Annotated in this window: 11 protein-coding genes and 2 pseudogenes; 5 read left to right on the top strand and 8 right to left on the bottom strand. The window is 67.8% G+C overall.

From position 1 onward, the window contains the following. Nucleotides 1-1,716 precede the first annotated feature (1,716 nt). The 3 genes from ACGFYV_RS37180 to ACGFYV_RS37190 all read left to right on the top strand — a co-directional run bounded on the left by ACGFYV_RS37180 (nt 1,717) and on the right by ACGFYV_RS37190 (nt 7,509). Entirely contained in the window at nt 1,717-3,195 is a 1,479-nt protein-coding gene (locus tag ACGFYV_RS37180; RefSeq protein WP_393882977.1) for an N-acetylmuramoyl-L-alanine amidase, read from the top strand. Nucleotides 3,196-4,039: 844 nt separating this feature from the next. Next, nucleotides 4,040-4,516: a hypothetical protein gene (locus ACGFYV_RS37185; protein ID WP_393882978.1), complete on the top strand. Its 477-nt coding sequence runs from the start codon at nt 4,040-4,042 to the stop codon at nt 4,514-4,516. Nucleotides 4,517-4,659: 143 nt separating this feature from the next. Continuing rightward, nucleotides 4,660-7,509, top strand: a complete 2,850-nt coding sequence (locus ACGFYV_RS37190) for a Tn3 family transposase (protein ID WP_393882979.1) — start codon at nt 4,660-4,662, stop codon at nt 7,507-7,509. 193 nt (nt 7,510-7,702) lie between these two features. Here ACGFYV_RS37190 and ACGFYV_RS37195 read toward each other — a convergent pair whose 3' ends face one another. From ACGFYV_RS37195 to ACGFYV_RS37230, 8 genes and pseudogenes are all read right to left on the bottom strand, one after another. Next, a complete protein-coding gene (locus tag ACGFYV_RS37195) occupies nt 7,703-8,296 on the bottom strand; it encodes a cation transporter (protein ID WP_393882980.1) in 594 nt (197 codons plus the stop codon). A 55-nt stretch (nt 8,297-8,351) separates the two neighbouring features. After that, nucleotides 8,352-8,649: pseudogene (locus ACGFYV_RS37200) on the bottom strand (YnfA family protein). Nucleotides 8,650-8,659: 10 nt separating this feature from the next. Beyond that, nucleotides 8,660-8,974: a hypothetical protein gene (locus tag ACGFYV_RS37205; RefSeq protein ID WP_393882981.1), complete on the bottom strand. Its 315-nt coding sequence runs from the start codon at nt 8,972-8,974 to the stop codon at nt 8,660-8,662. Further along, nucleotides 8,955-9,401 carry a MerR family transcriptional regulator gene (locus ACGFYV_RS37210; RefSeq protein ID WP_393882982.1) on the bottom strand — a complete coding sequence of 149 codons (447 nt, stop codon included), beginning with the start codon at nt 9,399-9,401 and terminating at the stop codon, nt 8,955-8,957. Before ACGFYV_RS37210 ends, ACGFYV_RS37205 begins: the two co-directional genes overlap by 20 nt. Next, the gene (locus ACGFYV_RS37215; protein WP_393882983.1) at nt 9,394-9,735 is read right to left on the bottom strand and encodes a hypothetical protein; all 342 of its coding nucleotides are present in this window, start codon (nt 9,733-9,735) and stop codon (nt 9,394-9,396) included. The genes ACGFYV_RS37210 and ACGFYV_RS37215 overlap by 8 nt, the downstream gene beginning before the upstream one ends. 148 nt (nt 9,736-9,883) lie before the next feature. After that, the gene (locus ACGFYV_RS37220; RefSeq protein WP_393882984.1) at nt 9,884-10,009 is read right to left on the bottom strand and encodes a hypothetical protein; all 126 of its coding nucleotides are present in this window, start codon (nt 10,007-10,009) and stop codon (nt 9,884-9,886) included. 133 nt (nt 10,010-10,142) lie between these two features. Next, nucleotides 10,143-10,595 carry a DUF5990 family protein gene (locus ACGFYV_RS37225; RefSeq protein ID WP_393882985.1) on the bottom strand — a complete coding sequence of 151 codons (453 nt, stop codon included), beginning with the start codon at nt 10,593-10,595 and terminating at the stop codon, nt 10,143-10,145. Between the two features lie 7 nt (nt 10,596-10,602). Further along, a complete protein-coding gene (locus ACGFYV_RS37230) occupies nt 10,603-10,746 on the bottom strand; it encodes a hypothetical protein (RefSeq protein ID WP_393882986.1) in 144 nt (47 codons plus the stop codon). A 254-nt stretch (nt 10,747-11,000) separates the two neighbouring features. Here ACGFYV_RS37230 and ACGFYV_RS37235 point away from each other — a divergent pair. Both ACGFYV_RS37235 and ACGFYV_RS37240 read left to right on the top strand, forming a co-directional pair. Continuing rightward, nucleotides 11,001-11,267, top strand: a pseudogene (locus ACGFYV_RS37235) (ATP-binding protein); the annotation flags it as partial. 470 nt (nt 11,268-11,737) lie between these two features. Next, nucleotides 11,738-12,322, top strand: coding sequence for a sigma-70 family RNA polymerase sigma factor (locus ACGFYV_RS37240; protein WP_393882987.1), 585 nt, complete (start codon nt 11,738-11,740; stop codon nt 12,320-12,322). Nucleotides 12,323-12,410 lie beyond the last annotated feature (88 nt).

The raw sequence follows: 12,410 nt of genomic DNA on the forward strand, positions 1-12,410 counted from the left end.
GGACGCTTCCTGTCCACCGACCCCGTCCCCGGCGGCAACGCAAACGCCTACGTCTACCCCAGCGACCCCATCAACGCCTACGACCTCAACGGCAAGTGGTGGCTCTCGCGATGGAGGGCGAAGCACTCCTATAACGATGCCGCTTATTCCGCCGCGTTCCTGTGCACAAGCTTTTGCGGCGCCGGTGTTGGTCGCGCGGGTCGCGTGGGCTACAGAGCCTGGAGAGGTCGGGGTGTCATCCGTGCCGCATGGAGAAGGCATGGATGGGGGGGATTGGGTCGTTCTCTCTTTGCTGCATCTGGCCTTTCAAGTGACTACTGGCATGCGCGGAACATCGTGCGGCACGTCACCAGGTGGGGGCGAAATGGAGGCGTGCACATGCATAACTACGCTCTTCGTGGAGCATGGTTTAGGCCGTGGCGAACCCAATCCTGGCGATACAACCACTTCGGGTGATGGGGAGAGCCGCCCACTTCTGGCAGTGGCTAATCATTGGGGTGAAGCTCACAGATCACCCTAGCCAGGTATCCGCTGACGAAGCATTCCGCCTATCCGTCTTTACTCTCTTCACTATCACACTGCTGTGGAGGGGCGGAAGGACGGTCAAATCCTGGATATCCAAGCGGAACAACAGTAGTTCCTAGTCTCGATACTTCGTGAACGGCCCGCCGGATTCTCCGGCGGGCCGTTCGGCTTATGGTCTGGCAGGTGAGCACGCTTATAGCCCGGCTGATGCTCCTATGGATGTCAAGCGACTGCCAGACGATGAGTGTGGCTCGCCACCAGCGCCGGCCGCGAGCCATGCCCAACACAGACCCAGCATCAACTGGCTTTCCGCCCGGGCCAGTTCGCCGTGTAGATTCCCTCTCTCCGGACCCAGACAGCTGAAACACATGCTGTCTTTCTGTAGATCTGTCATGTTCTGATCCGACTGTGCATGGGGTGGGCTGCGTGAAGCGGCGTGTGATGTGGGGTGCGGTTGCTGTGGCGACCGCAGTGTCAGCGGGAGTAATCGTCGTCCAGCCGTGGGAGGCTTCCGACTCGGAGTCAGATGCGAAGGGCCTTGGGGGGCCGATCGTCACCCAGGTGCGGTCGGCGGCTCTGCGCGCCGATGACACCGGCCATGTCTCGCTGAGCCGGCGTAGAGTTGCATCCTTCAGCATGTTGAGGCTGTCGTGGGACGACCCCCAGGCGCATATCTCCGGCGCCGTCGAGGCCCGGGCCCGCACCGTGGGTACGCAGAAGTGGTCCAACTGGATAGCGCTGGAGGCCGACGGCGGAAGCGGGGAGGACGCTCCACGCAAGGGTATGCGTGGAGCCACGGGCGCAGCCTGGTTCGGTCCGTCGGACGGGGTGGAAATAAAAGTCGCCGCAGACGGCAAGCTCCTCGACGGACTACGGCTGGACATGGTCGACCCCGGCGCCTCGGCCAAGTCGGGAATGGAGGCGGCAGCCTTCGTCACGGACGGGGAAACACCCGAGCCCACTGGCACGCCTACCGACCCCGTCGACTCTGCGGCACCCACGAGTGAGGCGTCCGTGTCCGCAGCGGCACCGTCCACGCCAGCGAGTGAGACGTCGACGCCCCCGACACCCACTGACCCGGCGACGAAGGCCTCTCCCCCGGTCGCTTCTCCGGCCACCACCTCGGCAGCGCCCACAGTCTCGGCGAGCACGACGGCCGGACCGACTTCTACCGTGCCTCAGCCCCCGGTCGTGAGCCGGGCGGCCTGGGGAGCGGACGAGTCGCTCAACAACGAAGCGCCCGAGTACGGCACGACCATCAACGCGGTCTTCGTTCACCACACCGCCCAAACCAACGCCTATTCCTGCGCCGACTCCCCGGCCATCGTGCGAGGTCTGCGCGCCCTGCACCTGAACCAGGGCTGGAAGGACATCGGCTACAACTTCGTCGTCGACAAGTGCGGCACGATCTTCGAGGGACGCAAGGGCGGCATCGACCGGCCGGTGATCGGTGCGCAGGCCGAGGGGTTCAACACGAACACCACAGGCATCGCCGTGATCGGTACCTACACGACCGAGGACGCCCCGATCGCTGCGAAGACCTCCGTAGCCCGCCTCGCCGCCTGGAAGCTCGGCCAGTACAAGGTGGATCCTCTGGGGAAGGTGACGCTGACGGCAGGCAAGGCCAACGGCAAGTTCGCACTCGGGCAGTCCGCGGTCTTCAACCGGATATCGGGCCACCGGGACGCCTACGCCACCGAATGCCCAGGTACGGCCCTGTACAATCAGCTTCCTACCTTGCGTACTTGGGCCGCGGGTCCCGTTGCCGCACTCGCGATCAAATCGGTCTCCGGCGCGAGCCTGTCAGGGAACACTTACCTGACTAAGGGCACGGTCACCCTCAACTGGACGGCCGCCACCCCGGCTTCCCTCATCACGAAGTACGAGGCTCTCGTCGACGGACAAAGCGTCGCCACCAAGACCGGCGCCGCAGCCTCCGCAACCGTCACCCTCGCCACCGGCAGCCACACGGTACAGGTCCGCGCGACCCACCAGTCGGGCAAGACCAGCACCTCATCGAGCGTCGCAGTCACAGCGGAGACCACCCCGCCCGTGTTCAGCACTAAGCCGACGCTGTCTCTGCGCACGGGAACCATCGCGACCACCGCCGTCCCGGTCACACTTGGCTGGAAGGCCACCGACAGTGCGGGTCTGAAGGAAATTCGCCTGACTGCCCCCACAGCGAAGACCTACGGACCCACCGCGACCAGCGCCCAGCTGACCGCCACGTCCGGTTCGGCCACGACCTTCAGCCTTACTGCCCAGGACCTGGCGGGCAACAGCACCGTCGCCACGGCATCGGCCACCCCGGAGATCGTCCAGGAGACGTCCGCCACCAAGACCGGCACCTGGACCAAGAAGGCATCCACCAACTATCTCGGTGGCACATCCCTGAGCAGCGCCACGAAAAACGCCTCGCTGAGCTGGACGTTCACAGGTCGCTCAGTGGCCTGGGTCGTCTCGCGCGCCTCCACCTCAGGACAAGCTGTCGTCTACGTTGACGGAACCAAGACCGCGACCGTCGACCTGAAGTCGGCCACTACGGCCTACCGCAACGCCATCTGGACCAAGAACTGGGCTTCGGCTGGCAAGCACACCATCAAGATCGTCGTCAGTGGAACTGGTGGGCGCCCCACCGTCACCACCGACGGCATCGCCTACCTGCGATAGAAGCCGGGCAACAACTCTGGCGAGGCGATCCGGCCTGCCGCCACGGGGAAAGCGACGGGCCAGTGCACCCACCTTGTGACAGCTGTACGGCCGCCAGGGAGAGAGGCAGGCGTTCGGCCCCCAAAGGGGCCTACCGGACACAAAGATGACCACATGACGTCACTCCAAGACCCCGTCATGGACCTGGTGCACGTATCCCTCGACCCTGCGGCGAAGCGGGCCCGAAACGCGCGGAGTCGCCCGTGTGCCAGGTAGTCATCCGCACAGCTGAGGCCGACCTGGCCACGGGCGGCGCCGACAACGTCAACATGCTCGCGGTCGGCGCCGGAGTGGCAACAGCAGGACTGACCGCCTGGCTCGCCCAGGAACATGACGTCGACACGGCCGTCATCATCACCGGCTTCGAGGAGACGGCCACAGCGTACGGCTTTCCACAGCCTCGTGATCCTTCCGGGGCGCGAGGCCGGCGGCGGTGTGGTGTCGTCCATGCCGCTCAGGACACGCTGGTCCGCCTGTGGGCAGAGGGCGGCTGTGCTCCACCCGTGCGGGATAGCGCATTTCTACCGGATGTTGGACTTGAGGGTGCGATCCCGGCTCCAGCGCGAGTCTTGAATACGGCCTGGTCTCCCGCGCGTGGCGCCCCAGTCTCATCGGTTCATGTTGACTTCGCACCAGACCACCTTGCCGGTGCTCAGCCGCGTCGCACCCCAGCCCCGGGCCATCTTGTTGGGGGTCCCATAGTTCTCGCGGAAAAAACAACGCTAAGCCGTGCGGCGGCCTCTGATCTGGGCTGATCTCGGGTAAACGGCGTGGGGACCATGGGCGGGTCGGTAGCGTCGCGGCCATGCTGAGTGCTGACGAACCGCCGCTGAACGACCTGAGTGACGAGCAGATCCAGAAGCTCCTGGGTGAGGTCGCCCCGAAGGTGAAGGAGCTGATGGAGGGGGTCACCCTCGCGATCGACTACTACAAGGAGGGCGGCTACGACCGCGAGACGTGGAACCGGATCTGTGACGGGCTCGCACACGAGGCGATGAACCTGATGATGGCGCTGTCCGCTCCCGCCCACCCGTACCTGGCCCGGGACTGTGAGCGGGCGATACGGGAGGCCGCGGGCATCACGCCGCGCGAGGGCGGGATGCGTGAGGCGCTTCAGCAGCAGGTCGCCAAGGGGCTGCTGATGTCCGTGCTCACGGTCGGCCGGCAGACGATGGTCGAGCCCGAGGAGTGGCCGGACGAGCTGCCGGCCGCGGTGCTCGGCGCGGTGCACAGCTCGAAGCAGATCAAGGCCGACCCGACGATGGCGAACCTCCGGGATTAGCGGCCCGCTCTCCGCAAGGGCGCGGCACGGTAGCACAACCCCCGTATTGGCGAGGCCGGTTCGGGGGTTTTCGTCTGCCCGTATTGGTCGGCCGGGTACGGGTGGTGCCCGTCGGTGTTGATCGAGTGGGGTGGGAGGGGCCGATGGCCACGCGGGTGTTCTCGGATGAGGAGATGGAAGGCTTACGGTCGTTCCCGGCGATCGGCAAGGACGAGCTGATTCGCTATTTCACCCTCACCCCGGCCGATGAGGCGTTCCTGCGGAAGTTCCGCCGCGCCGAGAACGTGCTCGGCGCCGCCGCTGATCTGGCGGGCTACGGCGAGCGGGAGCAGACCCGTACCGACCATCTGCGCGAGGTCGCCGACTATCTGGGGTGGAACCAGGCGAAGGCCATTGAGCACAAGGAGCTGGACGAGTTTCTGCTGGCCCGCGCGATGGAGCACGACTCCCCGTCGCTGTTGTTCCGTCTGGGCTGCGAGTACCTGCGCTCGGCGAAGGTGATCCGGCCCGGTGTGGTGTTGCTGCTGGAGAAGGTCGCCAGTGCCCGTACGGCTGCCGAGCAGGAGAACCACGCCCGGGTTGCCCACCTGCTGACCGGCGAGCGCGCTCGCGGCCTGGACAACCTGCTGGTCGTCGATCCGGCGCTGCGTTCCTCGCGGCTGCACTGGCTGGGTACCGGGCCGGTGCAGGCGTCGCCCACCAGCGTGGGCGGCGAGGTGGAGAAGCTGTTGTTCCTGCGCGGCCTGGACGCGCACGCCCTGGACCTGTCCGCGCTGCCCGCCGAACGGCGCCGTCACCTCGCCCAGATCGGCCGGCGCCTGACCGCGCAGGCCCTGGAGCGCCGGGAGGCGAACCGGCGCCACCCGATCCTGCTCACGCTGCTGGCGCAGTCCGCCGTCGATGTCCTGGACTCCGTCGTGCAGCTCTTCGACCAGACGCTGTCGGGCTCGGAGTCGCGGGCTCGGATCAAGCTGCGCGACGAGCTCGCCGAGCGGGCCAAGCTGTCGGAGGACCGGCTCACCCTGCTGGACGAGATCCTGCCGGTGCTCGCCGACGCCGGTATCCCGGACGAGGCGGTGGGGACGCTGCTGCGCGGCAAGATCGGCATGTCCCGGCTGATCGCGGCCAACGCCGGGGCCACGGTGCGGCTCCCGCGCGACCACGGGCACCTGCGCCTGCTGGAGGGCTCCTACACCTACATCCGCCAGTTCGCCCCGAAGGTACTCAAGGCAGTGCGGTTCAAGGGCGGCACCGAGGCCCAGCCGCTCATCGAGGCCCTTCAGATCCTGCAGGAGCTGAACGCCACGGGTGCCCGCACGGTTCCGGAGGCGGCGCCGACGCTGTTCGTGCCGACCCGCTGGCAGGGCTATCTGGACGGGGCCGCGGCCAAGGGGGACGCGACCGCGTACCGGCACTACTGGGAGCTGTGCGTGCTGCTGAGCTTGCGCGACGGCCTGCGCTCGGGGGACGTGTACGTGCCCGGCTCGCGCCGCTACGACAACCCGGAGACCTACCTGTTCAAGCCCGCCCAGTGGGAGGCGCACCGGGTGGAGTTCTGCCGTCTGGTCGGCAAGAGCCCCGAGGCCTGTGAGGCGTTGCCGCTGGTGATGGACGAGCTGGACGAGGCCCTGTCGGACCTGGAGGACACCCTCAAGGGCGGGGACGGGCCGGTGAGGCTCAACGACGCGGGCGAGCTGGTGATCTCCCCGCTCACCGCGGAGGACATCCCCAGCGAGGCCGAGGAACTGCATGGTGAGCTGGAGCGGATGCTGCCGAACGTGCCGATCGCCTCGCTGCTGGTGGAGATGGACCGGCACACCGGTTTCCTGGACTGCTTCACCCACGCCGGCGGCAAGCAGGCCCGCTCCCCGCAGCTCAAAAGGAACCTGATCGCCTGTCTGATCGGGCTGTCCACGAACATGGGGCTCCACGGGATGGCCACCTCCTGCGGCATCCCGTACGACGTGCTGGCGTGGACGGCGGAGTGGTACATCCGCGAGGACACGCTGCGCGAGGCGAACATCTGCCTGGTCAACTACCACCACCAGCTGCCGATGACCGCGATGTTCGGCTCGGGCACTCTGTCGTCCTCGGACGGGCAGCGGTTCCCCACCCGGGGCAAGTCGATCACCGCCCGGCATCTGAACAAGTACTTCGTGGGCGAGGGGATCTCCACCTACACGCACGTCTCCGACCAGCACTCCACGTTCGGCACGAAGGTCATCGTGGCCACGCACCGCGAGGCGCACTATGTGCTGGACGAGATCCTCGGCAACGCCACCGACCTGCCGATCACCGAGCACGCCACGGACACGCATGGGGTGACGCTGGTCAACTTCGGGCTCTTCGATCTGGTGGGCAAGCAGCTCTCGCCTCGTATTCGTGACCTGGGCAAGATCGCCCTGTACCGGATGGGCGCCAGGGCCGACTACGAGGAGAAGTTCCCCACCGCGGGGCCGCTGCTGACGAAAAAGGCCAACCTCGACCTGGTGGCCGACCACTGGGACGACCTGCTTCGTCTTGCCGGATCGCTCAAGTACGGGCACGCCACCGCCTCACTGATCGTCGGCAAGCTCTCCGCGTCCTCCCGGCAGAACGCGCTGGCCACCGCGCTCAAGGAGTACGGCGCCATCCGCAGGACCATCTACGCCGCGAAGTACCTGTCGGATCCGGTGTATCGCCGCAAGATCGCCAGGCAGCTGAACAAGGGCGAGTCCCTGCACGCGCTGCGCCGCCAGCTCCACTACGCCCGCGAGGGCAAGATCACCCGCCGCCAGCCCGAGCAGCAGAACGAGCAGGCATGGTGCCTGACCGTCGTCACCAACGCGGTCGCGAACTGCGCGACGCCGGCCGTGAGGTGGACGCCGACGTGCTGGCCCACATCTCCCCGGCCCGCAGCTCGGCGGTCAACTACTACGGCTCCATCACCGTCGACTACGACCGCGAACTCGCCCAGCTCGACGAGAAGGGCCACCGACCGCTGCGGACCGTGAACGTGGACGAGCCCGGAGCCGGGCTGTAACAGCAGCCGGCCCCGGCGGTGCCCCACGGGGGGAAGGGCAGCGTCCGGGGCCGACGTGTGTGAACACCCTAGCGGGGGCCGGTCATCTGGTGGGGATGACGTAGGCGCGGGCGAAGCGGGTACCGATGTGGGCTTCGTGGAGGTGTCCGGCGATGGCGGTGGTCTCAGTGGTTCAGGGCGCCTCGCGCTTCCTTGATCCCGTAGTAGACGATCACGTAGCCGGCGAGCGGATCGGCCCACCAAAGCCCAAAGGCGGCATTAAGGACGAGTCCGAGCAGGACTGCGGTGGCCAGGAGGCCGTCGATGAGGGTGACTCGGCCTTCGGTCTTGAGCACGGGGTTGTCCAGGGCAGCACCGGTGCGGGCCTTGCCGAAGGCGAGGGCGAACATCACCACCGCGGTGGTCGCGGTCCAGACGATGCCGGCCGGGCTGTGGTGTGCGTGGAAGCCGGCGACCAGGACCCAGGTCGACTGGACGAGCAGGTAGGCCGCGAGGGCGATGAATGCGATGCCGATCATGCGCATCGCCCTGCGTTGCCGGTCTTCGCCGGTGCCAGACAGTTCCCAGATGACCACGGTGGAGGCGCCGATTTCGATCAGCGAGTCCAGGCCGAACCCGGCCAGCGCCACCGACTTCGCGGAGATCGCGGCGATGGCGAGCACCACGATGCCGATCACGTTCCAGCCGAGCGTGGCGTACTCCAGGGCGAAGCCGCGGCGGAGCAGGGCGGTGCGGGAGGAGTAAGCGGGAGTGGTCACCGTCGGATTCTCGCAGCCCGGCCCGGGACCGCGGGCGGAAGATGGCGTCTGCAGGTCACGGGCTGCGGGGTGCGTACATGATCACGGCCATCCCGGCGAGGCAGACCAGCGCGCCGATGACGTCGAAGCGGTCGGGGCGGTAGCCGTCGAAGGCCATGCCCCAGGCGATGGATCGAAGATTCCGCCGTAGGCGGCGAGGATGCGCCCGAAATGGTCGTCGCTCTGGAAGGTGGCCACCACGCCGTACAGGCCCAGCCCTTGTGTTCGCGGACGCCCTGCCAGACAAGCCAGGCGCCGCCGATCTCGAACAGGGCGGCGAGAGCGAACAGGGCAACGGAACGCGCGACGGTCATGGGCGCGGCCCTAGCGACCGGCGCGATTGGTGATCTTCAGCGGGTCGGTGCCGGCCGCGCAGCCGCATCCGTCTTCATCCGTGGCCGTGGACGTGCAGGAGCATGAGGAGCGGCGCCGGCCGAACCACCAGGTGGCCCCGGCCAGCGCGGCCAGCGCGATGGCGAGGGCGGGCAGCCATCCCACGACGGCCAAGGCTCCGGAGCCGAGGACGCCTGCGGTGATCAGGGCGGGGAGCAGGCAGCAGGCCAGGCAGGCGAGCCCGGCCAGGCCCGCGAGTGCCTTCGGTGTCCGGCGGGGGCGGGCGTCAGTGGCAGGGGCCGGCATGGCGGTTCTCCTCGGCGAGGTCGGTGAAGGGGATGGGGCAGCAGGCACTGCGGGCACATACGGCCAGGTCGTCGCAGCCCGCCTCGACGGCCGAGAGGAGGGCGGTGCGGATGGTGGTCAGGTCGGCGATCTTCGCGTCGACCTCGGCGAGCTTCGTCTTGGCGCGTTCTTGCAGCCCCGCCGCGGGGCGGCCGTGGCGGTGGCGGCCGGTCTCCAGCAGTTCGGCGACCTCGTCCAGGGTGAAACCCAGGCGCTGAGCCGCCTTGATCACACGCAGCGCGGTCACCGCGTCGTCGCCGTACAGGCGGTGGCCGCCGCTGCTGCGCTGCGGCTCGGCCAGCAGGCCGCGACGCTCGTAGTAGCGCAGCGTCTGGATGTTCACCCCGGCCGCCTCGGCGACCTGACCCCGGCGCAGGTGCTCACTCATGGCCGTTCCCCATGAGGGCGTGGGCCCGGGCGGCGAGTGCGTCCAGGACCGGCTCATGCGTCTGGTCCACCGTGATGTCCAGGCACACCCGCGCCATGTCGGCGGTGGCCGTGAAGGTGAAGAACGAGCAGCAGCCGCTCTCTCGTTCGGCCAGGTCCCGGACCCGCTCCTGCACGCCGGCGCCGCCGGACAGCTCCAGGCGCACGCGCAGCGGCTCAAGCCGGGACACCCCCGCCAGTCGCTCGGTGAACAGCCCATCCCACTCCGCCACCCGCAGGGGCCGCTCGGTGGTCGGCAAGGTGCAGGACTGCGGCACCCATCCCGGGTCGGTCATCGCGCTCACTCCCATCATCGCGTCCCCGAACAGCGAAGCCCGGGACACCACCGACGGTAAACCTGTACCCAGGTACCGGATGCAAGCGGGGGATGAGAGCCCGGGTTCCTGGCTCGGATGCCGGCCCCGAAGCTGCCGTGTGCGATGTTCAGGCTGTGCCGTCGGCCGTGCGGTCTTCGGCGAGGATGCGGTAGACGGTGGCGACCGAGGGGCGCTTGCCCTGGTTCTTGCCCGAGGTGATGACCGGCTGCCGGCCGGTCTCGGGGACGAGCACCCCGCCTGCCCGCAGGGATGTTAGTGGCCAGTTCGCATTCCCCACTCGCGGCCAGTCAGCGGGGAGACATCTGGCCGCCACTGATTACTATCCGTGACCCGAAGGGTCACATGAACCGATCCGGATCGCGTTACTACAAAGCCGACCACTCGATCAGAGGCGGTCGTACAGCCGCACAGAGCGGACCTCCACGCCCGTCTGACAGCCCCAACCTCCCCACCAGTACGTCGCTGTTGACGGCCGCTGTGAGGACCCTGGGGGCGACGCCGTCGAGCCACAGCTTCGCTCGCCGGAACATCGTGAACACGTCGTGATCGTCGACCGTCCCCCACGACAGGTAGATGAACCGGCTGCCTGGCCGCCCCTGCACGTACGGGCCACGTAGGTCCCAACCTCCCTCGACCGGCGTGGCCGTGACCCCCAGCTCCCACTGCGCCGACAACGCGTCTCCCGGATACCGGCCGAACAGCTCAGCCGGCCGGTCGCGCCGCTGCACTGCAACGTGGATGTTGCGATAAGCGGGCGCACCCGGCTCCTGCCCGCACTCGCGTCCGGGCAGATTCGATCCCTCGATCCGAATCAACATGCCCCCATCATCCACCGCACAGCATCCGCCCCGTCGCCGTTACAGAACGTGAAGAGATAAATTGTTCCGCGGTCAACCGGTATGCCTCCTCGATGTCCCCGGCGGAGGCCAACTGCAGGAACTCCACACCCCGCTCCGCGTCATCAGTCATGCCCACATCCTCCCAGCCCAGCCCAGCCCAGCCCGCCGCGAAGTACCACACCCCGCGCTCCGCGAGGAACTAAAGATCCCCGTCCCCGCCGACCGGCACCCCGGCCGCCCGTGGAAGCAGGGTCCCACGCTCGCCGTCGTGCCCGTGCCCCGCACCGAGCGGCCGGTGAGGATCAGGTCCGCGAGGACGTCGACCGCCCGGCAGGAGCTGGCGAGCCAGCTCGAAGCCCTCCACCGCGCCCAGTGCCACACGCAGAGCTCGGCGCCATGGCGGTCGAGTTCCGTGTAGCCGAGCTCCTCTTCCAGGTTCTGACTGAGCGTGAGGAGAAGAACAGCGTCGCCATCGCCTCGAACGAGTCGTTCGCCCCAGATGGCTGGACCAAGACGTTCACCGACCCCCGTCTCTGCGCGGCCATCGTCGACCGCCTCACCTTCAACGGCACCATCATCGAGACCGGCACCGATTCCTACCGCCTGGCCAGCACCCGCGCGCGAGCCGAGGAGCCGGTCAAGGCCGGGTGACCTCTGACGGTCACCGATCTCGACGGTCAGCCGCCCTGACGGGCGGCTGACCGTCCCGCGTTCGCGGCCGTCAGTGCCGTCATTTCCCGTCGACATCCACGACGTGGCTGATCATCAACCGCCTTCGGAAACCGTCGACAAACGCTGTTCCTAGACACCGACGAAGCCACTGTTTTTTATGGACGCAGCAGCGGGCCAGCTCACGGCCGGTGACCACTTTCCTGACGCAGGCAGCGTATGCAAGGCGCCCGCGGCGGCGGGGGCATCCCTCGGTCAGGTTCTGACCGGCACGGGCAGATCCGCCTGGACCGTAGGCCGTCACTGGCCACAACGGCTCAGCCGTCGGCCACGGCAGAGCAGTAAGTCGTCCTGATTTTCTACTGCCACAATTCGTACAACCAATCCGCAGTTCGCGTGGCCCCGGATTACACAGGGATGTTCCGGCCGGTCACGCCCACGGGAGAGGCATTGTGAAGGAACCAGTACATATCGGCAAAAGGCCGTCTGTGAAACCTGATCTGCAGCACCTGCTGCACGAGGTGGCGCTGGGCGATCAGGAGGCGTTCGCCGCGGTCTACGACGCCGTGGCCGGCTCCGTCCTCGGGGTCGCCCGGGCCGTCTTGCGCGACCAGGCGCAGTCGGAGGAGGTGGCCCAGGACGTGCTGGTGGAGGTGTGGCGCACCGCCCCCCGCTACCGGCCCGATCGCGGTACGGCCATCAACTGGATCCTCACCCTCGCTCACCGAAGGGCGGTGGACCGGGTCCGGTCGGTGGAGGCCGCAGCGGCCCGAGACACCAAGGCCGCTCTGCTCGAGCATCAGCCGGCGTACGACGAGGTGACCGAAGAGGTCGAGACCCGCTTGGAGCAGGAGCAGGTGCGGCGCTGCCTGCGCACCCTGACCGAGTTGCAGCGGCAGTCAGTCACCCTGGCTTACTACCGGGGCCTGACCTACCGGGAGGTCGCCGAAGCGCTCGCGCTGCCGCTCGGCACGGTCAAGACCCGGCTGCGTGATGGACTGATCCGGCTCCGTGACTGCCTGGGGGTGACCGCATGACACCCCCTGTGTCAACCTCACACCGCTTGAGCGAGCGGTTGTGGGGTTGTGAGACGTTGAAGTCCGCCGTGCCGGTCGGGCTGGTAGG

The sequence above is a fragment of the Streptomyces sp. NPDC048297 genome (assembly GCF_043201585.1).
Classification (GTDB): domain Bacteria; phylum Actinomycetota; class Actinomycetes; order Streptomycetales; family Streptomycetaceae; genus Streptomyces.

Bases quoted from the DNA above. Each gene is read 5' to 3' on its own strand.
- ACGFYV_RS37225 (WP_393882985.1), bottom strand. From the start codon at position 10,595: ATGTTGATTCGGATCGAGGGATCGAATCTGCCCGGACGCGAGTGCGGG.
- ACGFYV_RS37190 (WP_393882979.1), top strand. From the start codon at position 4,660: ATGGCCACGCGGGTGTTCTCGGATGAGGAGATGGAAGGCTTACGGTCG.
- ACGFYV_RS37230 (WP_393882986.1), bottom strand. From the start codon at position 10,746: ATGACTGATGACGCGGAGCGGGGTGTGGAGTTCCTGCAGTTGGCCTCC.
- ACGFYV_RS37185 (WP_393882978.1), top strand. From the start codon at position 4,040: ATGCTGAGTGCTGACGAACCGCCGCTGAACGACCTGAGTGACGAGCAG.
- ACGFYV_RS37210 (WP_393882982.1), bottom strand. From the start codon at position 9,401: ATGAGTGAGCACCTGCGCCGGGGTCAGGTCGCCGAGGCGGCCGGGGTG.
- ACGFYV_RS37215 (WP_393882983.1), bottom strand. From the start codon at position 9,735: ATGACCGACCCGGGATGGGTGCCGCAGTCCTGCACCTTGCCGACCACC.
- ACGFYV_RS37205 (WP_393882981.1), bottom strand. From the start codon at position 8,974: ATGCCGGCCCCTGCCACTGACGCCCGCCCCCGCCGGACACCGAAGGCA.